This window comes from Dactylosporangium sp. NPDC049742 (assembly GCF_040674675.1).
Taxonomy (GTDB): Bacteria; Actinomycetota; Actinomycetes; order Mycobacteriales; family Micromonosporaceae; genus Dactylosporangium; species Dactylosporangium maewongense.
Map to the genome: position 1 here is coordinate 15,179 of NZ_JBFANF010000055.1, position 25,968 is coordinate 41,146.

Consider the following 25,968-nt stretch of genomic DNA (forward strand, 5'->3'; position numbering starts at 1 on the left):
GTACGAAATCACATAGAGGCAGGAACAACCGTGTCCACAGTGGACGTGCTGCGGCAGCTGGACGACTGGAACGACCCGACGGAGCCCGGCCACCGCAGCACCGTCGCCGCGGCGTTCACCGCCCAGGTCCGGCGGACCCCGGAGGCGCTCGCCCTCGTCGCGGGCGGCACCCGGCTCAGCTACGCGGAGCTCGGCGCCCGGGTCTTCCAGCTGGCCCGGGCGCTGCGCCGGCGGGGGCTCGCCGACGAGGAGGTCGTCGGCATCGCCGTGCCACGCTCCGCGGAGATGGTCGTCGGGGTCCTCGCCGCGATGGTCGCCGGCGGGGCGTTCGTGCCCGTCGACCCGTCCTGGCCGGCGGAACGGCGCCGGCAGGTGCTCGCCGACGCGGGCGTCCGCGTCGTCCTGGACCCGGCAGCGTTCGAGGACCCGGCGCTCGCGGACGAGTCGCCGGAGCCCCTGGACCTGGACCTGGCGCCGGCCCGCCTCGCGTACGTCATCTTCACCTCCGGCTCGACGGGCCGGCCGAAGGGCGCGATGATCCGGCACGAGGCGATCTGCGAGCGGCTGCGCTGGCAGATCGAGGAGATCCTGCTGTTCGGGCCCGGCGACGCGAGCCTGTTCAAGGCGCCGCTCGCCTTCGACATCTCCGTCAACGAGATCCTGCTGCCGCTGGTGTCCGGCGGCACCGTCGTCGTCGCCGAGCCCGGCGGCGAACGCGACCCGCAGTACCTGCTCGACCTCATCGCGGCGGAGAAGGTCACGTTCGTGTACCTCGTCTCCTCCATGCTGGACGTGCTGCTGGAGATGGACCGGGGGCACGGCCGGCTGTCGGGCCTCAAACACGTCTGGTGCGGCGGGGAGGTGCTCACCCCGGAGCTGTTCGACCGGTTCCGCAACCAGCTCGGCACCACCCTGTACCACGGCTACGGCCCCGCCGAGGCGACGATCGGCGTCTCCCACGTCATCTACCGCGACGCCGCCGAACGCATCGCCACCTCCATCGGCCGGCCCAACCCGCACACCCAGCTCTACGTCCTGGACGACACGCTCACGCCGCTGCCGCCCGGCGAGACCGGCGAGCTGTACGCGGCCGGGTTCCTGCTCGGCCGCGGGTACGTCAACGCGCCGGCCATGACCGCGGCACGGTTCGTCGCCAACCCCTTCGCCGCGGGCAGCCGCCTCTACCGGACCGGCGACCTGGCCCGCTGGACCCCGGACGGCACCCTGGAGTTCGTCGGCCGCGCCGACAACCAGGTGAAGATCCGCGGCATGCGCCTGGAGCTGGAGGAGGTCGAGGCGGTCCTCGCCGCGCACCCGTCGGTCCGGCACGCGGCCGTCGCCGTGCGGCGCAACGCGGCCGGCGCCGCCCACCTCGTCGGCTACGTCATCGCCCCGGCCTCCTCGACGGGCGCGGACCTGCTCGCCTGGTGCTCCGAGCGGCTGCCCGAGTACGCGGTGCCGAGCGTGATCGTGCCGCTGGACGCGCTGCCGGTCAACGCCAACGGCAAGGTCGACCGGGCCGCGCTGCCCGCGCCGGCCCTGCCGGGCAGCGGCGGCGGGCGGGCGCCGGAGACCGCCATGGAGCGGGCGCTGTGCGACGTCTTCGCCGCCGTGCTCGGCGTGCCCGTCGCCGCCGACGACGACTTCTTCGCCCTCGGCGGGGACAGCATCGTCGCCATCGGCGTGGTCCGCGAGGCCCGCCGCGCCGGGATCGCGCTGCGCCCCCGCGACCTGCTCACCCACCGCACCCCGGCGGGTGTCGCCGCCGTCACGTCGGTCGCCGCCGCCGCGGCGCCGTCCACGGTGGACCGCGCCGGCGCCGTCCCCGACACCCCGATCGTCGCGTGGCTGCGCGAGCACGGGCCCGCCCTCGACGGCTTCTACCAGGCGGTCACGCTGCACACCCCGGCCGGCCTCACCCTCGACACGCTGCAGCGGATGGTGGCGGCGCTGCTCGCCGCCCACGACGCGCTGCGGGCCCGCGTCGACGCCGCCGGCGGCCTCACCGTCGCGCCGTTCGACCCCGCCGCCGTGCCCGCGGTGGCGCCGGCCGGCACCCTGGCGGAGACCGTCGCCCGGCTCGACCCGCGCGGCGGCGTCATGGCCGCCTTCACCTGGGACGAGCAGGCCGGGCACCTGCTCGTGGCCGTGCACCACATCGTCGTCGACGGCGTCTCCCTGCGGGTCCTCGCCGAGGACCTCGGCGCCATGTGGGACGGCGGCACCGTCGCGCTGGAGCCCGCCGCCACGTCGCTGCGGCAGTGGGCCACCGCCCTGCACGGCGCCGCCCGCGACGGGAGGTTCGCCGCCGACGTCGCGTACTGGCAGCGCGCCGCCGCCGTCGCCGACCCGCCGCTGGGCCGCCGCCCGCTCGACCCGGCGCGCGACCTCGTCGCCACCGAGGAACGGCTGACCGTCAGCCTGTCCACGGCCACCACCGCGCGGCTGCTCGGCGCCGTCCCCGCCGCGATCCACGGCGGCGTCGACGACGCGCTGGTCACCGCCGCCGCCCTCGCCGTGCACCGCCGCCGCGGCGCGGCCGGGCCGGTGCTGCTGGAGCTGGAGGGGCACGGCCGGCAGGAGGACCTGGTCGGCGACCTCGACCTGTCCCGGACCTTCGGCTGGTTCACCACCCTCTACCCGGCCGTGGTCGACCCCGGCGACGGCACCGACCTCGGCGCGGCGGTGAAGGCCGTCAAGGACCAGCTGCGGGCGGTGCCGTCGCAGGGCCTCAGCCACGGCGTGCTGCATTACCTCGCCGGCCGGGCGGACCTCGCCGCCGCGCCGCAGGTGCTCGTGCACTACCTCGGCCGGTTCGGCGCCGGCGACGGCCGCCCCTGGACGCAGGCGTCCACCGTGGACGAGGACCGCGACCCGCGGATGCCGCTGCCCCGCGTCCTGGAGCTCAACGCGGTCACCCTCGACACAGCCGACGGGCCGGTGCTGTCCGCGACGTTCAGCTGGCCCGCCGGGGTCCTCGACCGGGCCGACGTGGAGGCGCTCGCCGGCCACTGGGCCGGGCTGCTCGACGCGATCGCCGCCGACCCCCGCGTCGCCGGGCACACGCCGTCGGACTTCCCCCTGCTCGCGCTGGACCAGTCCGATGTGGACCGCTTCGACGCCGGCGCGCTGCGGGACGTGCTGCCGCTGTCGCCGCTGCAGGCAGGGCTGTACTTCCACGCCACGTACACCACCGGCGCCGACCCGTACGTGGTGCAGCAGCGGGTCGAGCTCACCGGCCCCCTCGACGCGGACCGGCTGCGCGCCGCCGCGGACCGGCTCCTGGACCGGCACCCGAACCTCGCCGCCGCGTTCCGCCCCACCGCCGCCGGTGACGTCGTCGCCGTGCACGCCGGCGGCACCGCCGCGCCGTGGCGGACCGTCGAGGTCACCGACCCGCGGGATCTGGACGGGATCGCGGCGGTGGACCGGTCCCGGCCGTTCGACCTCGCCGAGCCGCCGGCGATGCGGTTCACCCTGGCCCGCCTCGCCGCCGACCGGCACGTGCTCATCCACACGATCCACCACATCGTCGCCGACGGCTGGTCGGTGCCGGTGATGTTCAACGACCTGCTCGCCCTGTACGCCGGCGCGCCGCTCCCGCCGCCGGTGCCGTTCCGGGACTTCCTGGCGGCGCTGGATGGACAGGCGCCCGACCTGGCGGTCTGGGACCGGCTTCTTGACGGCGTGACCGAGCCGACCCGGCTCCTCGCCGCGCTGCCACCCACGGGCGACGGCGCCGACGGGCACGGCCGCGTCACCCGCGAGCTGCCGGTCGCGCTGGTCGCGTCGGTGCGCGAGTTCGCGACCGCGCACGGCCTCACCGTCGGCAACGTCGTCGGCGGCGTCTGGGGCGTGTTGCTCGGCCGGCTCACCGGCCGGGCCGACGTCACGTTCGGCTCGACGGTCGCCGGCCGGAGCCTGGCCGTGCCCGGCATCGAACGCATCGCCGGCCTGCTCATCAACACTGTCCCGGCGCGGGTGCGGTGGGCGCCCGGCGAGCCGCTCGCCGCCGCCGTCGGCCGGTTCGCCGCCGACCAGCGCGAGACCATGGAGCACGAGCACGCGCCGCTGACCGAGCTGCAGCGCCGGCTCGGCACCGGGGAGCTCTTCGACACCCTCGTCGTCGTCGAGAACTATCCGGACATCGAGGTGGCGGGCGGGGACCTGCGGGTCACCGGCATCGACGTCGTCGAGGCGCCGCACTACCCGGTCACCCTCATGGTGCGCCCCGGCGACCCGTTCACCGTCACCGTCACCCACGACCGGCGGCACGTCGACACCACCACGGCACGGCGGCTGCTCGGCATGTACGAGACGCTGCTGGCCGCCCTGGACGGCACCTGCGCCGCGCCGCTCGCGAGCCGCGCCGCCGCTCCCGCGCTGCCCGCCGCGCACGACGGGACCGTGCTGGACCTCCTGACCTACCCCGGCGGCACGGCCGTCGTCTGCGGGGACCGGGAGCTGACCTACGCGGCGCTCGACCGGCGCTCCGGCCGGCTCGCGCACGCCCTCGCCGCCGCCGGGGTGCGCCGCGGCGACCTGGTCGCGGTCGCCGCCGCCCGCTCCGTGGACCTGCCCGTCGCGGTGCTCGGCGTCCTGCGGGCCGGCGCGGCCGTGCTGCCCGTGGATCCGGCGTACCCGGCGGCCCGCATCGAGCTGATGCTCCGCGAGGCGGCACCCGTCTGCGTCCTCACCGACGACGCCGTGCCCACCGAGCCCACCCGGCCCGGCGGGCACGGGCTGCCGGTGCTGCGGATCGGCGCGGCGGTCGACGGGGCCACCGGCCACCTGCAGGTGCGCGGCCTCACCGGCGCCGACGCGGCCACCGTGCTGTTCACGTCGGGCTCGACCGGCGTGCCGAAGGCGGTCGTCGGCACCCACGCGGCGCTGGCCAACCGGCTCGCCTGGGCCCGCGACGCCTGGGGCCTGCGGACCGGGCAGGTGCGGATCGCGAAGAGCTCGCTGAGCTTCGTCGACGGCACCACCGAGCTGCTCGGCGGGCTCGTCGCCGGCGCGACCGTCGTCCTCGCCGACGACGCCACCGCCGCCGACGGCGCCGCCCTCGGCCGGCTCGTCGAGCGCAGCGGCGCGACGCAGCTGCTGGCCGTGCCGAGCCTCGCCGCGGCCCTCGCCGACAGTGCCCCGTCCCGCGTCCGCGGGCTGCGCCGCTGGATCACCAGCGGCGAGGCGCTCACCCCGTCCGTCGTCCGGGCCCTCACGGCCGCGTCGCCCGGCGCCGAGATCGTCAACTCGTACGGCTCGTCCGAGGTCGCCGGCGACGTCCTCACCGCCGTCGTCACCGCCGCGGACCGGCCCGTCCCGCTCGGCACCGACGTCCCCGGCGTGCGGGTGCACCTGCTCGACGCGGCGCTGACCCTGGTGCCCGACGGCGCCGCCGGCGAGATCTACGTCGGTGGCGTGCAGAACGCCCGCGGCTACCTCGGCCGGCCCGGCATCACCGCCGGCCGGTTCGTCGCCGACCCGTTCGGTGCGCCGGGGGACCGCCTGTACCGCACCGGCGACCTCGGCCGCCGCGATGCCACCGGGCGGATCGAGTTCCTCGGCCGCGCCGACGACCAGGTGAAGATCAACGGGTTCCGGGTGGAGCTCGCCGAGGTCGAGGCGGCCCTCACCCGCCGGCCCGGTGTCACCGACGCGGCCGCCGCCGTCCGCGGCAGCACCCTCGCCGCGTACGTCGCCGGCACCGGCGTCGACCCGGCCGCCGTCCGCGACGCGCTGCGCGCCGAGCTGCCCGCGCACCTGGCCCCCGCGACCGTCACCGTCCTGGACGCGATCCCGCTGCTGCCCAACGGCAAGCGTGACCGCGCCGCGCTGCCCTCGCCGGTGGTGCCGCGCCAGCGGGGCGCGCAGGGCAGTGGCTCGGGTGGCTCGCCGCGGGCGGCGCGGATCAGCGCCTGCTACACCGCCGTGCTCGGCACCGAGGCCGGGCCCGGCGACGACTTCTTCGCCCTCGGCGGCGACAGCATCGCCGCCATCCGCGTCATCAACCGCCTCGCGCAGGACGGGATCGTGCTCACCACCCGCGACATCTTCGACCACCGGACCCCGGGCGCCCTCGACGCGCACCTGGCCGCCGCGGCTCCCGGCACCGCGGCGGCGCAGGCGGACCCGGAGGCGGTCGGCCCGCTGCCGCTGCTGCCCGCCGCGGAGCGGCTCACCGACGTCCCCGACGGCGCACCCGCCCGGGTCGCGTTGTTCGAGGCGCCGCCGGGGCTCACCGGACCCGTGCTCGAGCGGGCCCTGCAGGCCGTCCTCGACCACCACGACGGGCTGCGTCTGCGGATCACCCGGGAGTCCGGCCTGTTCCTGACCCTGGAGCTGACCGCCCCCGGCACCGTCGAGGCCCGCACCGTGCTGCGCCGCGCGCCCCTCGAGGCGGGCGCCGTGGACCGGGCGCTCGCCGCCCTCGACCCGGCGGCCCCGCTCACGGTCGTCTGGCTCGACGCCGGTGCCGGCGCGGCCGGGCGGGTGCTGCTCGCCGGGCACCCGCTCGCCGCCGACGACGTGACCCTGACCCTGGTCGCGGACGACCTCGCCGCCGCGTGCGCCGCCATCGCCGACGGGCGCACCCCGCGGCCGGCGCCGGTCGGCACGCCGCTGCGCGCCCACGCCCGCGCCGCGCAGGAGGACGCGGGCCGCCCGGCCCGGGTCGCCGAGTTCGCGCACTGGCAGGACGTGCTCCGACCGGGCGCCGACGTCGCGCCCGGCTTCCACGGCGCCGCGCCGGGAGTCGCCGGCCGGCACACCCGGGTCTTCGACGGGGCCCTCGCCGCGAAGCTGGCCGCCGCGCCGGAGCTCGCCGCGGTCGCCGCCCTCCGCGTCGCCGTCCAGGACCCCGCCGACCTCGTCGTCGAGGTCGAGCGCGCCGCCCGCCACCTGGTGCGGGTCGGCGCCGACGAGGACCTCACCCGCACCGCCGGCCTGTGCGCCACGGTCGTGCCCGTCCGCGTCGCGGCGGCCGCCGACGCCGAGGCCGCGCTGGTGCACGCCGCCGTCGCGCTCGGCGCCGCACCCGACGGCGGCGCCGGCTTCGGCCTGCTGCGGCACGGCAACCCCCGGGTCGGCCGCGCCCTCGAACGCCTGGAACGCGCCGCCGAGCCGCGGATCCTCAGCCGCAGCTCCGGGTTCGGCGCCCCGGGCGGCTGGCCCAGGCTGCCGGTGGCCGCGTCTGCCGACCCGCTGCTCGGCACCCGGTACGCCATCCAGTGCGACCTCGCGCTCACCGGCGGCGGCCGGGTCGAGGCGACGCTCCAGCACGTGTCCGAGGTGGACGGTGCCGGCCTGGCCGAGCGGTGGTGGCGCGCCCTGGAGGCGATGTCGCAGCAGGCGCAGCCCGCCACCGAGGTGTGGGACCTGTCGCCGCTGCAGCTCGGCGTGTACTACCAGGCGACGTTCGACCAGACCGCCAACACCTACATCGCGCAGAACGTGTTCGAGCTCGACCGGCGCGTCGACGTCGACGCGATGACGGCCGCGTTCGGCGCGCTGCTGCGCCGGCACCCCACGCTGCGGGCCGCGTTCGTCGGCGAGGGCGTCCCCGCGCCCGTCCAGGTCATCGCCCCCGAGGTGCCGGCCGTGGTGGCCGTCGTCGACACCCCGGACGACGCCGCGTTCGCCGCGCTGGTCGACCGGGACCAGACCGAGCCGTTCGACCTCGCGGCCCCGCCGCTGGTGCGCCTCACCGTCGCCCGCCGCCCCGGCGACCGCGACACGCTGCTGCTGACCAGCCACTTCCTGCTGTGGGACGGCTGGTCCCGGGAGCTGGTCCTGCGGGACCTGTTCGCCCTCTACGCGGGCCGCACCCCCGCGGCGCCCACGGCGTCGTTCACCGACTACCTGCGCTGGCTCACCACCCGCGACACGGCCGGGTCCGGCGCCGCGTGGCGGAAGGCCCTCGCCGGGATCACCGAGGCGACGCTGGTCGCGCCGGAGGCCGCCGGCCGCGCGCCGATGCTGTCGGAGCGGGTCCACGCCGCGCTGCCCGCCGACGTCACCGCCCGCCTCACCGAGCAGGCCCGGCGCGGCGGCGTCACCCTCAACTCGCTGCTCACCGCCGCGCTCGGCCTCGTCATCGGCTACGAGACCGGCCGCGCCGACGTCGTGCTCGGCACCACCGTCGCCGGCCGCCCGACCGAGCTGCCCGGCATCGACCAGGTCGTCGGCCTGTTCCTCAACACCGTGCCGGCGCGGGTCACCGCGGCCGCCGGCGCGACCGTGCTCGACCTCGCCCGCCGCGCCCAGGCCGACCGGCTCGACCTCGGGCCGCACGAATACCTGGGCCTCGGCGAGATCCAGCGGGCCGCCGGCCACGAGCAGCTCTTCGACTCCCTGTACGTGCTGCAGAACTTCCTCGCCGACGACACGTTCGCCGACCTGGAACGCGAGCAGGGCATCGCCGGCGTCGGGTACACCGACACCACCCACTACCCGCTCACCTGGGTGCTGACCCCGGGCGCGCACCTGCGGCTGAAGCTCGAATACCGCCCCGACGTGTTCACCGGGACGCGGGCCGCGGCCCTCGCCGACCGGCTCATTCGGCTCCTCACGACCCTGGCCGGCGGGCTCGACGTCCGCGTCGGCGCCCTCGACCTGATGTCGCCCGGCGAGGCGGACGGGCTGCGGGCGGCGTGGCGGTCCACCGAGCACCCGATCGTCGACGCCACCATCGCCGACATGCTCGCCGAGCGGGCCGCGGCCTGCCCCGCCGACACCGCGCTCGTCGCCGCCGGCGAGACCCTCACCTACGCGCAGCTCGACGCCCGCGTGAACCAGACCGCGCGGCTGCTGCTCGACCGGGGCGCCGGGCCGGAGCGGATCGTCGCGCTCGCCCTGCCCCGCGGCATCGACATGGTCGTCGCGCTGTTCGCCGTGCTGCGGGCGGGCGCGGCATACCTGCCCCTGGAGCTCGACCACCCCGTCGACCGGCTCGCCGAGATCCTGCTCGACGCCCGCCCGGCGCTGCTCGTCGCGCTGCCCGGCACGCCCGTCGCGGCCCGGCACGACGGCGCCGTCGTCAGCCCCGCCGACGCGGCCGCGTTCCCGGCGGACCCGCCGCCGGCGACCGGCGACCCGCACCGCCTCGACCGGCCCGCCTACGTCATCTACACGTCCGGCTCGACGGGCCGGCCGAAGGGGGTCGTCACCCCGTACCGCGGCCTCACCAACATGCAGCTCAACCACCGCGCCGAGATCTTCGCCCCGGCGGTCGCCCGGGCCCGGGCCGCCGGCCGCGACCGGCTGCGGATCGCCCACACCGTGTCGTTCTCCTTCGACATGTCGTGGGAGGAGCTGCTGTGGCTGGTCGAGGGCCACGAGGTGCACGTCTGCGACGAGGAGCTGCGCCGCGACGCGGTCGCGCTCGTCGCCTACTGCCAGGAGCAGCGGGTCGACGTCATCAACGTGACCCCCACCTACGCCCACCACCTCTTCGACGAGGGGCTGCTCGACCCGGCCGGGCACCCGCCGTGCCTGGTCCTGCTCGGCGGCGAGGCCGTCTCCGACGCCGTCTGGTCACGGCTGCGCACCACGGACGGCCCGACCGGCTACAACCTGTACGGGCCGACCGAGTACACCATCAACACCCTCGGCGCGGGCACCGGCGACAGCGCGACCCCGACCGTCGGCCGCCCCATCTGGAACACCCGCGGCTACGTCCTCGACGCGTTCCTGCGGCCCGTCGTGCCGGGCACCATCGGCGAGCTGTACATCGCCGGCGCCGGCCTCGCCCGCGGCTACCTCAACGCCGGCGGGCTGAGCGCCGCCCGGTTCGTCGCCGACCCGTTCGCCGCCGGTGGCCGCATGTACCGCACCGGCGACCTCGTCCGCGAGCGCCCCGACGGGAACCTCGACTTCCTCGGCCGCAGCGACGACCAGGTGAAGATCCGCGGCTACCGGGTGGAGCTCGGCGAGGTCGAGGCCGCCGTCGCGGCGCTGCCGCAGGTCCGCCAGGCGGCCGTCGTGGCCCGCGCCGACGCGTCGGTGCCGGGCCTCAAGAAGCTCGCCGCCTACCTCGTGCCGGCCGGCGACGGCACCGACCTCGCGAGCACCGTGCGGGCGGCCCTGGCGGAGCGCCTGCCGTCCTACATGGTGCCGTCCCTGTACGGCGTCGTGCCGTCCCTGCCGCTGACCGTCAACGGCAAGCTCGACGTCGCCGCCCTGCCCGAGCCGACCGCGCCCGGCGCCGCCGCCGGTGCCGTGCGAGGCCCGCGCAACGACCGCGAACGCGTGCTGTGCGCGATCTACGCCGACGTGCTCGGCCTGCCCGCCGTCGGCGTCGACGAGGACTTCTTCGTCGCCGGCGGGGACAGCATCTCCTCGATCGCGGTCGCCGGCCGGGCCCGCCGCGAGGGCCTGCCCGTCACCCCGCGCGACATCTTCCGCCGCCGCACCGTCCAGGCGGTCGTCGCCGGCCTGCCCGCCACCACGGAGGTCGCCGCGGCCGCCGCCGACGACGCGGTGGGTGTCGTCGCGCTGACGCCGATGCTCGCCGAGACCCGCGCGGCGGCGACCCCGCTGACCGGGTTCTACCAGGCGATGACGTTCCGGACCCCAGCCGGGCTGACCCGGCCCGCGCTCGACGCCGTCCTGCGCGGGCTCGCCGGCACCCACCACCTGCTGCGCGCCGTGGTCGACCGCGACTGGACGATCACCGTCCCGCCGGCCGGCGCGCCCGTGCCGGTGACGGAGAGCGCCGACCTCGACGCCGAGGCCGCCGCCGCGCGGCTCGACCCGCACCGCGGCGTCATGCTGCAGGCCGTCTGGTCGCCCGGCACCCGGGAGCTGCTGCTGGTCGCGCACCACCTCGTCATCGACGGCGTGTCGTGGCGGATCATCGGCGCCGACCTGGCCCGCGCCTGGCAGGACGCGGCCGCCGGCCGGCCCGTGACCCTCGACCCGGTGCCGGCGTCGTTCCGCGGCTGGTCCCGGCTCACCGCCGCGCGCGGCGACCGGTTCCAGGCCGAGCTCGGCCACTGGCGGGACGTCCTCGCGACCCCCGACCCGCTGCTGGGCTCCCGCCCGCTCGACCCCGCCGCCGACACGGGCGCGACAGTGCGGACGGTCACCGTGACCCTGCCGGCCGCCGACAGCTTCCTGTCCCGGGTGCCGGCCGCCATGTACGGCACGGTCAACGACGCCCTGCTCACCGCGTTCGCCCTCGCCGTAGGCGCCTGGCGGCCGACGCGGGCCGGCTCGGCGGTCCTGGTCAGCCTCGAAGGCCACGGCCGGGAAGGCGACGTCTACGACGCCGACGTCGACCTGTCCCGCACCGTCGGCTGGTTCACCGCCATCTACCCGGTGCGGCTCGACCCCGGCGCCGTCGCCTGGGACGAGGTCCTCGCCGCCGGGCCCGCCCTCGCCGGCGCCGCCCGCGCGGTCAAGGAGCAGCTGCGGGCCGTGCCCGGCAAGGGACTCGGCCACGGCGTCCTGCGCCACCTGCGGCAGGAGCTGACCGGCCCCGTGCCGCAGATCCTGTTCAACTACCTCGGCCGGTTCCCGGCCGGGTCCGCCGGCGACTGGGCGCCGACCGGGCCGCTGCGCGAGGGCGTCGACCCGGCGAACCCGGCGATGACCCTGGAGGTCAACGCGTTCGCCGCCGACGGCCCCGCCGGCACCACGTTCACCGCGGCGCTGTCCTACCCGTCGGGGCTCTTCACCGAGGCCGACGTGGCCGGGCTCGCGGACCGCTGGCTCGCCGCGCTCGCCGCCCTCGGCCGCTGCGAGGACCTCGGCCACACCCCGTCGGACTTCCCCCTGGTGCGGCTCACGCAGGAGGACGTCGACGACCTCGCCGGCTTCGAGGACGTCCTGCCGCTGCTGCCGCTGCAGGAGGGCATGTACGTGCACCAGGCCATGGCGGAGCCCGGCGCCGACACCTATGTGGTGCAGCAGGTCGCCCGCCTGGCGGGCCCGGTCGACCCGGCGCGGCTGCGGGCCGCGGTCGAGGCGACCGTCCGCCGGCACGCCGCCCTGCGCGCGGGCTTCCGCGAGCTGCGCGACGGCCGGATCGTCCAGGCGGTCGCGCCGTCGGTCGAGGTGCCGTGGCGGGTCGTCGCCGGCGGCGACCTCGCGCTGGTCTGCGCGGAGGAGCTGGCCCGGCCGTTCGACCTGGCCCGGCCGCCCGCGCTGCGCTACGCCCTCGTCTCGCTCGGCGACACCGACCACCGGCTCGTCGAGACGATGCACCACGTCCTCGCCGACGGCTGGTCCTACCCGCTGGTGTTCAGCGACATCGTCGCCGCCTACGAGACCGGCGTGGACCTCCCGGCGCCCGCGACCACGTTCCGCGACCACGTGGAGGCCGTCGCCGCCCGGGACAAGGACGCGGCCCGCGCCGTCTGGGCCCGCGCCCTCGACGGGGTCGCGCCGTCGCTGCTGTACCCGTCGGGCAGCCCCGTCGCCGCGCACGACAGCGTCCACAGTGCACTGTCCACCGAAGACACCGCGGCCCTGTCCGCCGCGGTCCGCGCGCACGGCGTCACGCTCAGCACTGCCGTGCACGCCGCGTGGGGGCTGCTCCTCGGCCGGCTCCTCGGCCGGGACCGGGTCGTGTTCGGCTCGACGGTCTCCGGCCGCGGCGGCGAGCTGTCCGGCGTGGAGACGGTCGTCGGGCTGCTCATCAACACGCTGCCGCTGCCGCTGTCGTGGCGGCCCGGCGAGACCCTGGGCGCGGTCCTGACCCGGCTCCAGGACCTGCAGACCGAGGTGCTCGACGCGCAGCACGTCGGCCTCGCCGAGCTGGCCCGGCTCGCCGGCGTCCGGGAGCTGTTCGACTCGATGGTCGTCGTGGAGAACTTCCCGGCGGTCCGGGCGGGCGAGGACTCGCCGCTGCGGGTCGACGGGTTCACCGGCACCGACTCGCCGCACTACCCTCTGGCGCTGGTCGCGTTCCCCGGCGACGAGCTGACCCTGGAGGTCAAGTACGACGTCGAGCTCGTGGGCGCCGCCCGGGCCGCCGAACTGCTGGCCATGGTCGAGGAGATCCTGCGCGGCTTCGTCACCGGTCTCGACCGCGCTGTGGACACCCCGTCCGCGCGGGCAGGCGTGGACGGCACGCTCGCCGACCCGCGCTCCACCGTGGACCCGGCGGTGGTGGCGGTCAGCCACGGCGGCGACCACCTCACCTACGCCGAGCTCGACGCCCGCGCCAACCGCCTCGCCCGCGAGCTGATCGCCCGCGGGGTGCGGCCCGAGTCGCGGGTCGCGGTCGCGCTGCCCCGCGGCCTCGACCTGATCGTCGCGCTGGTCGCCGTCGTCCGCGCCGGCGGCTGCTACGTCCCCGTCGACACGGGCGCGCCGGCGAGCCGCATCGCGTACATCCTCGCCGACGCCGCACCGGTGTGCCTGCTCACCGACGCGGCCACCGCCGCGGAGCTGCGCGGCGACGTCCCGGCGGTCCTCGTCGACGGGCCGCTGCCCGCGCACGACACAGGGCCCGTCACCGGCACGGGACTCGCGCCGGACAACACGGCGTACATCATCTACACGTCCGGCTCGACCGGCCGGCCGAAGGGCGTCGCGGTCACCCACCGCAACGTGCTCACCCTGTTCGCCGCCGCCGAGGAGCTGTTCACGTTCGGCGCGGGCGACGTGTGGACGATGTTCCACTCCTACGCGTTCGACTTCTCCGTCTGGGAGCTGTGGGGCGCCCTGCTCCACGGCGGCCGGCTCGTCGTCGTCGACGGCGACGTCGCCCGCGACCCGCGCCGCTTCGCCGCGCTGCTGCGCGACGAGCGCGTCACCGTGCTCAACCAGACGCCGTCGGCGTTCTACCCGCTCATCGCCGAGGACACGACCGGCCTGGCGCTGCGCTACGTCGTCTTCGGTGGCGAGGCGCTCGACCCGTCGCGGTTGCGGCCGTGGTACGAGCGGCACTCCGACGACGCCCCGCGGCTGATCAACATGTACGGCATCACCGAGACCACGGTGCACGTGACGTTCCGCGCGCTGAGCCGGGCCGACGCGGCCGCCGGCAGCGTCATCGGGGATCCGCTGCCGAGCCTGCGCGCCCACGTGCTGGACGCCCGGCTGCGGCCCGTCCCGCCCGGCGTGACCGGCGAGCTGTACGTCGCCGGCGACCAGCTCGCCCGCGGCTACCTCGACCGGCCCGGCCTGACCGCGTCCCGGTTCGTCGCCAACCCGTTCGGCCCCGGACGGCTGTACCGCAGCGGCGACCTCGCGATCCGGACCGCCTCCGGCGATCTGGTCTACGCCGGCCGCTCCGACCAGCAGGTGAAGGTCCGCGGCCACCGCGTCGAGCTCGGCGAGATCGAGGCGGCGATCCTCGACGTCGACGGCGTCACGAACACCGCCGTCAACCTGCACGACGGACGGCTCGTCGCCTACCTCGTCGGCGCGTCCACCGTGGACACCGACGCCGTGCGGGCGCTCCTTGCGCAGCGGCTGCCGTCCTACATGGTGCCGGCGGCGTACGTGCGGCTGCCCGCCCTGCCGCTCACCGTCAACGGAAAGCTCGACCGGGCCGCGCTGCCCGCGCCGACCGGCGAGCGGGCCGCGCCCGTCGAGGTCGCCGCCGACGAGTCCGACACCCAGCGGCTGCTGCGCACGCTCGTCGCGGAGGTCGTCGGGCTGACCGAGGTCGGCGCCGACGAGGACTTCTTCACCGTCGGCGGCGACAGCATCATCGCCATCCAGCTGGCGAACCGGGCCCGCCGCGCCGGCCTGTCCATCAGCCCGCGCGACGTGTTCGTCCACCGCACGGCGGCGGCGCTCGCGGTGCTCGCGGCGCCGGACACCCCCACGCCGCCGGTGGCGCCCGCCGCCGCGGGCGACGGGGTCGGTGAGGTGCCGCTGCCGCCGATCGTGCAGCGCCTCGCCGAGCTGGGCGGCCGCATCCACCGGCACAACCAGGCCGACCTGCTCGTCACGCCCGCCGGGCTCACCCACGAGGACGTCACCGCGCTCGTCGACGGCCTGGTGCGCCGGCACGACGCGCTGCGCCTCCAGCTGCACCGCCCGTCGCCGATGCTGTGGTCCCTGGAGGCCCGCCCGTCCGCCGCGGTGTCCACCGTGGACGTCCGACGGGTCGGCGCGGCCGGGCTCGCCGATGCCGCGCTCCGCGAGCTGGTCGGGGCCGAGTCCGACGCGGCCACCGGCCGGCTCGACCCCGACGCCGGCGAGGTCCTGCAGGCCGTCTGGTTCGACCGCGGGCCGGGGGAGCGCGGCCGGCTGCTGCTCGTCGCCCACCACCTCGTCGTCGACGGCGTGTCCTGGCGGATCCTCACCGAGGATCTCCGCGACGGCCTCGCCGCCGGCCCGGTGACGGGCACCTCGCTGCGCGCGTACGCCCGGCTGCTGCAGGAGCAGGCCGGCCAGGCGGCGCGGCTCGGCGAGTTCGAGCACTGGGCCGCGACCCTCGCCCCCGGCGGCGAGCTCGACCCCGCGAAGCACACCATCGGGCGCACGGTCGGCCAGACCCGCGACCACGACCTCGTCCTCCCGCCGGACGTCACCGGGCCGCTGCTCGGCGCGGCCGGCGCCGACGTCACCACCGCGCTGGTCGCGACGCTGGCGGCGGCGGTCGCCCGCTGGCGGTCCGCGCGCGGCGGCGACCCGTCCGCGCCGCTCACCGTCGACCTGGAGCGGCACGGCCGGGAGGAGCTCGACGGCACCGACCTGTCGCGGACCGTCGGCTGGTTCACGGCGATCGCGCCCGTGCGCCTGCCGGCCGTACCGGACGCGCACCAGGCACTGGCGGAGGCCCGCCGGCTGGTGACGGCCGCGCCGGACAACGGGCTCGGGTTCGGGCTGCTGCGCTACGCCAACGCCCGCACCGCCCCGGCGCTCGCGCGGCTCGGCACGCCGCAGGTGCTGTTCAACTACCTCGGCCGGTTCGCCGCGCCGTCCGACGCGGACTGGGACACCGCCCCGGAGGCGGACGCGCTGCGGACCGCGCCGGACCCGGACCTCGGCACGCCGTACCTCCTGGAGGTCAACGTCGCCGTCCGCACCACGCCGGACGGCCCCGAGCTGCGGGCCGTGCTCACCTACGCCGACGAGGGCCTGGACGTCCCCGGCCTCGCCGCGCACTGGGCCGGCGCGCTGCGGGAGCTGGGCGCCCCCACCGAGGAGGTGTGGCCGCTGTCGCCGCTGCAGGAGGGCCTGTACGTGCAGGCGGGCCTCGCCGGCGACGCCGACGTCTACATCGCGCAGAACGCGTTCGACTTCACCGGCCGCCTCGACCGCGACCGCCTCGCCGCCGCCTGGACCCGCGTCCTGGAGCGGCACCCGGCGATCCGGCTCGGCTTCACCGTCGCGGGCACCCGGCCGGTCGCGGTGCTCGCCGCCGCGCTCCAGGGTTCGGTCGCCGTCGTCGAGGCGGACGATCTCGACGCCGTGATGGCCGAGGACCGGACCCGGCCGTTCGACCTGACCGCGCCGCCCCTGGCGAGGCTCACGATCGTGCGCCGGCCCGACGGCACCGACCGGCTGCTGTTCACCTACCACCTGCTGCTGTGGGACGGTTGGTCCCGCGAGCTGGTCCTGCGGGACCTGTTCGCCCACTACGCCGGGCAGACCCCGGCGCCGCCGAAGGGCCGGTTCACCGACTACCTCGACTGGGTCGCCGCCCAGGACGCCGCCGCGTCGGCGAAGGCGTGGGCGGACGCGCTGCGGGGCCTCGACGAGCCGACCGTGCTCTACCCGGCCGCGGCCGGCACCCGGCCGGTCCTCGCGACCAGCATCGCCCGGCAGCTCACCGAGGAGCAGACGGCCGGCCTCACCGCGCAGGCCCGCGCGGCGGGCGTCACGCTCAACGCCGTGCTCAGCACCGCGCTCGGCGTCGTCCTCGCCCACGCCGCCGGCCGCGACGAGGCCGTCTTCGGCACCACGGTCGCCGGCCGCCCCACCGAGCTCGACGGCATCGACGAGGTCGTCGGCGTCTTCCTCAACACCGTCCCCGCCCGGGTCACCCTCGCCCCCGGCGAGGCGGCCCGCGACGTGCTGCGCCGCGTGCAGGCCGACCGGATCGACCTGATGCCGCACGAGTACCTCGGCCTCGGCGAGATCCAGCGGGCCGCCGGCCGCACGACGCTCTTCGACAGCCTGTACGTGCTGCAGAACTTCCTCGACGACGACACGTTCACCGACCTGGAGACCGAGCACGGGATCGTCGGCGTCACCGCGGTCGACGCCACCCATTACCCGCTCACCTGGGTCGCCACGCCCGGGAAGCGGCTGCGGATCCGCCTGGAGTTCCGCGCCGACGTCGTCCCGCCCGCGGACGCCGACGCGCTGCTCGACCGGCTCCAGCGGGTCCTGCTGGCGCTCGCCGAGGACGTCACGGGGCCGGTCGCCGCGCTGCCCGTCGCGGACCCGGCCGTGCTGGAAGGCGTCCGGGGGGAGATCCTGCCGGAGACGGTCGCCGAGCTGATGGCGGCGCAGGCGGCGCGCACCCCGGACGCGCCCGCGCTCACGTCCGGCGCCACCACCGTCACGTACGCCGACCTCGACGCCCGCGTCAACCGGCTGGCCCGGCACCTGCTGCGCCTCGGCGCCGGCCCGGAGCGCGTGGTCGCGCTCGCGCTGCCCCGGTCGATCGACATGGTCGTCGCGCTGTTCGCCGTGCTGCGCACCGGCTCCGCGTACCTGCCGCTGGAGCTGGACCACCCCGACGAGCGGCTGCGGGTGATGCTCGACGACGCCCGCCCGTCGCTGGTCCTGACCGCCGGCCGCCTCGACGGCGTCCGCCTCGACGAGCTGGACCTGTCCGGCGAGTCCGGCGCCCCGCTCACCGGCGCGGAGCTCGGCGCGTTCGCGCCCGGCACCCCCGGCCGCATGCGGCACCCCGCGTACGTCATCTACACGTCCGGCTCGACCGGGCGGCCCAAGGGCGTCGTCACCCCGTACCTGGGGCTGACGAACATGCAGCAGAACCACCGGCAGGCCATCTTCGCCCCGACGATCGCCGCGCACGGCGGCCGCACCCTCACGATCGCCCACACCGTGTCGTTCTCCTTCGACATGTCGTGGGAGGAGCTGCTGTGGCTCGTCGAGGGCCACCACGTGCACGTGTGCGACGAGCACCTGCGCCGCGACGCCGTCGCCCTCGCCGGGTACTGCGCCCGGCACCGCGTCGACGTCGTCAACGTCACCCCGACGTACGCGGAGCACCTGCTCGACGCGGGCCTCCTCGACGGACCGCACCGGCCGGCGCTGGTCCTGCTCGGCGGCGAGCACGTCCCCGAAGGGCTGTGGGCGACGCTCCGCGACACCGACGGGGTGCTCGGCTACAACCTGTACGGGCCCACCGAGTACACCATCAACACCCTCGGCGGCGGGACCACCGACAGCGCGACGTCCACCGTGGGCACCCCCATCTGGAACACCCGCGGCTACGTGCTGGACGGCTGGCTGCGGCCCGTGCCGCCCGGCGTCCCCGGCGAGCTGTACATCACCGGCGCCGGACTCGCCCGCGGCTACCTCAACCGGCCAGCGCTCACCGCCGACCGGTTCGTCGCCGACCCGTTCGTGGCCGGCGGCCGCATGTACCGCACCGGCGACCTCGTCCGGCTCCGCACCGACGGGCTGCTGGACTTCCTCGGCCGCACCGACGACCAGGTGAAGATCCGCGGCTACCGGATCGAGCTGGGCGAGGTGCAGGCGGCGATCGCCGCGCAGCCCGGCGTGCGGCAGGCCGCCGTCCTCGCGGTCGCCGACGGGGCAGGGGGCAGGCGCCTCGTGGCGTACGTCGTGTCCACCCCGGACCGCCTGGACGTGCCGGACGGCCTGGACGTGCCGGACGGCCTGGACGTGGCGGCGCTGCACGCGGCGTTGAAGGCGACGATGCCCGCCTACATGGTCCCCGCCGCGTACGCCGTCGTGCCCGCGCTGCCGCTGACCGTCAACGGCAAGCTCGACGCGGCCGCGCTGCCCGAGCCGCGGCCCGTCGCCACCGCCGGGCGCGCCGCCGCCACCGACACCGAACGGCTGCTGTGCACCGTCTTCGGCGAGGTGCTCGGCATCGACGGCTACGGCGTCGAGGACGACTTCTTCGACCGCGGCGGCCACTCGCTCATCGCGATGCGCCTCCTCGGCCGGCTGCGCGCCGAGCTGGCCGCGGACCTGCCGCTGCGGGCGCTCTTCGACGCGCCCACCCCCGAACGGCTCGCGCTGCGGCTCACGTCGGCCGGCGGCACGGTCCGCCCGGCGCTGACCCGGCGGCCGCGCCCCGAACGGATCCCGCTGTCGCCGGCCCAGGAGCGGCTCCTCCTGCTGCACCACCTCGACCCCGCCTCGACCGCGTACAACTACCCCCTGGTCATGCGGCTGCGGGGCGGCGTCGACGGCGCGGTGCTGCGGGCCGCCCTCGCGGACGTCACCGCCCGGCACGAGGTGCTGCGGACCCTGGTGACCCTCGACGGGCAGCACGTGCTCGAGGCCGTCGACGTCCCGGTGCACGACCGGCTCGACGCGGCCCTGTCGGCCCCGTTCGACCTGGCGGCCGAGGCGCCGATCCGGGCCGCGGTCGTCGCCGAGCCCGGCGGCGACACGCTCCTCGCCCTCGTCCTGCACCACATCGCGATGGACGAGTGGTCGGACCAGCCGCTGCTGCGCGACCTGACCACCGCCTACACGGCCCGCCTGGCCGGCCGGGATCCACAGTGGACGCCGCTGCCGGTGCAGTACGCCGACTACGCCGCCTGGCAGGCCGACCTGCTCGGCGACCCCCTGGACCAGGCCAGCGGCCACGCCACCGCCCGCCGGTTCTGGCTGGAGCAGCTGCGCGGCCTGCCGGAGGAGATCCCGCTGCCCGGCGCGCTGCCGCGGACCGTCCCCGGCCCCGCCGGGCAGGTCGGCGCGACGCTGCCCGCCGCCCTCGTCACCCGGCTGCGCGCCATCGCCGGGGAGCAGCAGGCCAGCCTGTTCATGGCCCTGCACGCCGGCCTCGCGGTCCTGCTGTCCCGGCTCGGCGCCGGGGAGGACGTGCCGATCGGCACGCCCACGTCCGGCCGGGGCGACCCGGCGCTCGCCGACCTCGTCGGGTTCTTCGTCAACACCGTCGTGCTGCGCACCGACCTGTCCGGCGCGCCGACGTTCACGCAGCTGCTGCGGCGGGTCCGCGCCGCCGACCTCGCCGCGTTCGAGCACGCGGAGCTGCCGTTCCAGCAGGTCGTCGAGGCCGTCAACCCGCCGCGGGCGGCCGGCCGCAACCCGCTGTTCCAGGTGATGATCGGCTACCACCACCGGCCCGCCGACGCCGGCACCGACGGCACCGTCCTCGGGCTGCCGCTCGGCCCGGAGCCGGAGTTCCCCGCCGACCCGAAGGTCGACGTCAACGTCACGTTCGTCGACGCGGGGGAGACCGTCGCCGTCACCGTCGAATACGACACGGCCCGCTTCGCCGCCGGCACCGCCGCGCGGCTGACCTCGCGGCTCATCCGGCTCCTCACCGACCTGGCGGCGCAGCCCGACGCGCCCGTCCGCGACGCGTCGCTGCTCGCGGCGGACGACGAGACGGACCTGGCCGCGTGGCGGGACGGCGGGCCGCTGCCGCCGACGGGCTCGTGGGTCGCGGCGTTCCGTGGCCACGCCGCCCGTGCCCCCCACGCCGACGCGCTCGTCTGCGGTGGCCGTACGTGGAGCTACGCCGATCTGGACGCGGCGTCCGACCGGCTCGCCGCGGCGCTCGTCGCGCACGGTGCGGGGCCGGAGCGGCTGGTCGGGATCTCGCTGCCGCGCACCGCGGACCTCGTCGTCGCCGTCCTCGCCGTGCACAAGGCGGGCGCGGCGTACCTGCCGCTGGACCCGGCGTTCCCGGCGGAGCGCCTCGCGTACATGGTGCAGGACGCGGGGCCCGTCGTGGTGCTGACCGCGGACACCGCGCTGCCCCCGGCGGATCCCGTGGGCCTGCCGCACGCGGAGCCCGGCAACGCGGCGTACGTCATCTACACCTCCGGGTCGACCGGCCGGCCGAAGGGTGTCGTGGTCACCCACCGCGACCTCGACGCGTTCCTCGCCGCGATGGACTCGGCGGTGCCGATGACGGCCGCGGACCGGCTGCTCGCCGTCACCACGCTGTCGTTCGACATCTCCGTCCTGGAGCTGATGCAGCCGCTGCGCACCGGCGGCTGCGTGGTCCTGGCGTCGGGCGAGGAGGTCCGCGACCCGGCGCTGCTCGCGCCCCTCGCCGCGGCGGCGACCGTCATGCAGGCGACGCCGTCGCTGTGGGCGGCGCTGCTGGAGGCGTCCGAGGTGGACCTCACCGGCGTGCGGGCCCTGGTCGGCGGCGAGGCGCTGCCGCCGTCCCTCGCGGACCAGCTGCGCCGGCGGACCCGTTCGGTGACGAACCTGTACGGGCCGACCGAGGTCACCGTGTGGGCGACCGTGTCCGCCGTCGGGGAGGGCCGGCCCACCATCGGCGGGCCGCTGCCCGGCACGACCGCGCACGTCCTGGACGCCGCCCTGCGGCCGGTGCCGCCGGGCGTCGCCGGTGAGCTGTACCTCGGCGGCGCGCAGGTGACCCGCGGCTACCTCGGCCGCGCGGCGCTGACCGCCTCCCGGTTCGTCGCCGCCGCCGGCGGGGCCCGCCTGTACCGCACCGGCGACCTCGTCCGGTGGCTGCCCGGCGGCGACCTCGAGTTCCTCGGCCGCACCGACTTCCAGGTGAAGGTCCGCGGGCACCGCATCGAGCTGGGCGAGATCGAGGCGGCCCTCGCCGCGCATCCGGCGGTGACCCGCGCGGTCGTCGTCGCCCGCGACGACCGGCTCGTCGGGTACGTGACCACGGACGGCACCGACCCCGGCGACCTGGGGCGGCACCTGGCCGAGCGGCTGCCCGCGTACCTGGTGCCGGCCGCGTTCGTGGTGCTGGACGCGGTACCGCAGACACCCAACGGCAAGGTCGACCGGGCGGCGCTGCCCGCGCCCGACTTCACCGCCACCACCACGGCGGACCGCCCGCGCAGCAGGACCGAGGCGCGGCTGTGCGCGCTCGTCGGCGAGGTGCTCGGGGTGGCCCGGGTCGGCGTCACCGACGACTTCTTCGCCCTCGGTGCGCACTCGCTGCTGCTGGTCAGGCTCGCCGCGGCCGTCCGCCGCGAGCTCGGCGCCGACGTGCCGGTCGCCGACCTGTTCACGGCGCCGACCGTGGAGGGCCTGGCCCGCCGGCTCGCCGGCGACCTGCCACCCGGTGACGCCCTCGCGCCGGTCGTCACGCTGCATCCCGGCGCTGGGCGGCCGCCGCTGTTCTGCCTGCCGCCGGCGAGCGGTCTCGTCTGGCAGTTCGCCGGGCTGAAGCGGCACCTGCCGGCGGACGTGCCGCTCATCGGGCTGCAGTCGCCGCGCCTGAGCCGGACCGCCGGCCTGCCGTCCACACTGGACGAACTCGCCGCGGAGCTCGCCGGCCGGGTGCGCGAACTCGCGCCGGACGGCCCGGTGCGGCTGCTCGGCTGGTCGTTCGGCGGCGCCGTCGCGCACGCCGTCGCCCGGCTGCTCGTCGCGGCCGGCCGGTCGGTGACGTTCGTCGGCATGCTCGACTCGCGCGTCACGCTGCCGGCCGTCGAGGGGGAGTGGGACGGGCCGGCCGCGATCGCCGCGCTGCTGCAGGAGCTGGGCTACGACGTGCCGGCGACCTCGGTGCCGACGGTGCGGGACGCGGTGTGGTTCGTGCGGGCCGCCGGCGGCGGCGTGGCCGCGCTCACCGACGAGCAGATCGCCCGGGTCGTGGAGAACTACCTCGACAGCGACCGGATGATGGCCGGCGCGCGGCCCGGCGTCCTCGCCGCGGACGTGCTGTTCGTCGACGCGACCGTGCCGGAGCCCGGCTTCACGGGGACGGCGTCGGACGGGTGGCGGTCCCTTGTGGACGGCCGGCTGACGGCGGTCGGGCTCGCCTGCGGGCACTCGGAGCTGCTCGACCCGGCGGTGCTGGAGCAGCTGGGGCCGCTGGTGGCCGAGGCGCTCTGACCGCGGACAGAGAGGGGCGGCGCCACGACGGCGCCGCCCCTCTTGCGTGGTCGCGTGCTACGCGGCGGCGAGGTCCGGGACCTTCGTGGCCGGGTCGTTGTCGGCGGCGGCGGCGAGTGCCGGCACCAGGATGTCGAGGGCGAAGAGCAGCGCGTTGGGGCCGCTGTAGGCCAGCGCGCCGGACAGCGGGGTCTCGAACGTCGTGTACAGGGCGCGGTCGGTGGTGACGACCTTCAGCTTGGCGAACACCGGCGAGGCGGTCATCGTGGCCTTGGTGGCGCCGTTGACGAAGAGGATGTCCTTGTCGAGCAGGTCGAGCCGCTCCTCGCTGATCTCGTCCTTCTCGGCCTGCGCGGCGAAGCCGAGCGCGTCGAACAGGGCGCGGCGCGGGTCCTTGGCGGCGATGAGCCAGTGCTGGCCGTTCTCCGGGCCGAAGTCCTCGACGAGCACCTTGCCGGCGAACTCGGGGTGCGCCTTCTTGACCTCGGCGAGCTTCGCGTTCACCTTGTCGACGAGGGCCTTCGCCTCGGCCGACTTGCCGAGCGCCTTGCCGGTGGTCAGCGTCTGTACGTCCCACGGGGTCTGCTCGTCGGCGTAGTCCTTCGACTGCACGACCGTCGGCGCGATCTGCGTGAGCCGGTCGTACGTCTCCTTGTTGACCGTCTCGTAGATGGCGATGATCAGGTCGGGCTTCTCCTTGAGGATGGCCTCGAAGTTGATCTCGGCGGAGAAGGTCGGCAGCGTCTTGCCGCCCAGCGCCGACTTGACCCACGGGTAGTTCGGGTACTCGGTGAACCACTCGCGGGTGCTGACCGGCGTGACGCCCAGGGCGAGCACGAAGTCCTGGTCGTTCCAGCCGACCGTGAGGACCCGCTTCGGCTCGGATTCGATCTTCGTGGAGCCGAACTTGTGCTCGATCGTCACGGGGAACGCGGCCGGCGCGGCGGAGCCGCTGGGCGTCGCGGCGGCGGAGTCCTTCGCGTCGTCGCCGCAGGCGGCGAGACCGGTCACGGCGAGCAGGGCGGCCGCGGCGAGCGCCGTGCGGCGCGACCATGTCCTGGGTCGGGGGGTGCGGGTCATCAATGCTCCTTGGAGAGTTCGGGGTCGCGGCCGGCCGCGCCGGAGGGTGGCGCGCCGAGGCAGGAATGTAGGTTAGCATTGCCTAACTTAGGATGGGCTTCCATGTCCGTCCTTTCGGGACCTCCATGTCTGCCCCTCGGAGAGGACGACTCAATGCAGCGCACCCTGCTCGGCGGAAAGATCCACCGCGCCACGGTGACCCAGGCCGACCTGCACTACGTAGGATCGATCACCATCGACAGCGCGTTGCTGGAGGCCGCCGGCCTGGTCGAAGGGGAACAGGTGCAGGTCGTCGACATCGACACCGGCGCCCGCCTCACCACGTACGTGATCGAGGGTGCCCGGGACAGCGGGGTCATCGGCATCAACGGCGCCGCCGCCCGCCTCGTCTCGCCCGGCGACCTGGTGATCATCATGTCGTTCGAGCTGGTCGACGCCGCCGAGGTCGCCTCGCACCGGTCCCGCGTCGTCCACGTCGACAGGGCCAACCGCATCGTCGAGCTCGGCACCGACCCGGCCGCACCCGTCCCCGGCGACCCCGACCAGCGCTCCGGCCGGGACGCCGGCCCGGCTGTGCCGGCCGACGCCGTGCTCGCCGCGAGCCGCTGACGTCATGGCCCCGCCGTGGGGGGACGACGCCTGCACGCTGACGGTGTGCCGCGACTGCTGCTGCGGCAGCACCGACAAGCACCCCGACGTCGACCACGACGCGCAGCTCGCCGCGCTGCGGTCCGGCGCCGGCCGGCACCGCGTCCGGGTCAGTGAGTGCCTCTCGGTCTGCGAACGCTCCAACGTCGTGGTGGTCCAGCCCTCCCGGGCCGCCCGCCGCGGCGGGGCCAGACCCGTCTACCTGGGCGACATCCTCGGCCACGACACCGTCGACGCGGTGAGCGCGTGGCTCACCGCCGGCGGCCCCGGCGTCGCGGAGATGCCGTCACGGCTGGGCGGCCACGTGTTCGACGCCGCCTCCTGCGTCGGCTGCTGACACCCGGCGTCGCGGCGGGCCTTCCCGAGATCGCGTCTCATCACCGATGCTGAGCCGATGGTCATCGCCCTGGCCCGCCGCGACGACGTCGCCATCGCCTACGAGCGGCTCGGCCCGCCCGGCGGCGAGCCCCTGCTGCTCATCATGGGGCTCGGCATGCAGCTGCTGTCGTGGCCCGACGAGCTGTGCGCCGAGCTCACCGGCCGCGGCTACAGCGTCGTCCGCTTCGACAACCGCGACGCGGGCGAGTCGACGCACTGGTCGCAGGCCGGCAGCCCGAGCCTGTTCGACCTGCTGGCCCGCCCGCGGGCCGTGGCGCCGTACCGCCTGACCGACATGGCGCTGGACGCCGTCGCCGTCCTCGACGCCGTCGGCTGGCCCTCCGCCCACGTCGCCGGCGCCTCCCTCGGCGGCATGATCGCGCAGACCCTCGCCATCGGCCACCCGGACCGCGTGCGGACGCTGACCTCCATCATGTCCACGCCGACGCCCCAGATCGGCCGCGCGCGGCTCGGCGCCCTCCGCGCCCTCGGCATCCCGCCGGCCACCACCCGCGACGAGGCCGGCGAGCGCATGCTCCAGGTCTTCACCGCCATCGGCTCGCCCGCCTACCCGCGCGACGAGGCGTGGCTGCGCGACGTCGGCCGCCGCGCGTACGACCGCGGCCACGACCCGGCCGGCGCCCGCCGCCAACTCGCCGCCATCCGCGCGTCCGGCGACCGCCGCCCGGGCCTGGCCACGGTCCGCGTCCCGACGCTGGTCGTGCACGGCGACGCCGACCCGCTCATCCGCGTGGCCGGCGGGCGCGCCACCGCCGCCGCCGTGCCCGGCGCCCGCCTCGTCGTCCACCCCGGCATGGGCCACGACCTGCCGCGCCCGCTGTGGACGCCGATCCTCGACGAGATCGGCGCCCTCACCGCGGCCTGATTCCGGTTGCGGGCCCGCATAGGATCGGG

5 protein-coding genes are annotated in these 25,968 nt (G+C 76.4%); 4 read left to right on the forward strand and 1 reads right to left on the reverse strand.

Going from position 1 to position 25,968, the window contains the following annotated elements:
- Positions 1 to 30: 30 nt before the first annotated feature.
- Complete coding sequence (locus AB0J72_RS44100; protein ID WP_363411133.1) at positions 31 to 22,947, forward strand: non-ribosomal peptide synthase/polyketide synthase; 22,917 nt, start codon at positions 31 to 33, stop codon at positions 22,945 to 22,947.
- A gap of 57 nt (positions 22,948 to 23,004) precedes the next feature.
- Here AB0J72_RS44100 and AB0J72_RS44105 read toward each other — a convergent pair whose 3' ends face one another.
- Positions 23,005 to 24,027, reverse strand: a complete 1,023-nt coding sequence (locus AB0J72_RS44105; protein WP_363411136.1) for an ABC transporter substrate-binding protein — start codon at positions 24,025 to 24,027, stop codon at positions 23,005 to 23,007.
- Between the two features lie 153 nt (positions 24,028 to 24,180).
- On the opposite strand from AB0J72_RS44105, the gene panD reads away from it, so the two are divergent.
- The 3 genes from panD to AB0J72_RS44120 are packed head-to-tail and all read left to right on the forward strand — an operon-like array spanning position 24,181 to position 25,939.
- Complete coding sequence (gene panD / locus AB0J72_RS44110) at positions 24,181 to 24,636, forward strand: aspartate 1-decarboxylase (protein WP_363411139.1); 456 nt, start codon at positions 24,181 to 24,183, stop codon at positions 24,634 to 24,636.
- Between the two features lie 37 nt (positions 24,637 to 24,673).
- On the forward strand, positions 24,674 to 25,012 hold the full coding sequence (locus AB0J72_RS44115) for a hypothetical protein (RefSeq protein WP_363411230.1): 339 nt from the start codon (positions 24,674 to 24,676) through the stop codon (positions 25,010 to 25,012).
- Positions 25,013 to 25,069: 57 nt separating this feature from the next.
- Positions 25,070 to 25,939, forward strand: a complete 870-nt coding sequence (locus AB0J72_RS44120) for an alpha/beta fold hydrolase (RefSeq protein WP_363411141.1) — start codon at positions 25,070 to 25,072, stop codon at positions 25,937 to 25,939.
- The last annotated feature ends 29 nt before the right edge of the window (positions 25,940 to 25,968 follow it).

What these genes read in the sequence shown, in the direction of transcription:
- AB0J72_RS44120 (WP_363411141.1), top strand. Translation starts at nt 25,070, where the DNA reads ATGGTCATCGCCCTGGCCCGCCGCGACGACGTCGCCATCGCCTACGAG.
- AB0J72_RS44105 (WP_363411136.1), bottom strand. Translation starts at nt 24,027, where the DNA reads ATGACCCGCACCCCCCGACCCAGGACATGGTCGCGCCGCACGGCGCTC.
- panD (WP_363411139.1), top strand. Translation starts at nt 24,181, where the DNA reads ATGCAGCGCACCCTGCTCGGCGGAAAGATCCACCGCGCCACGGTGACC.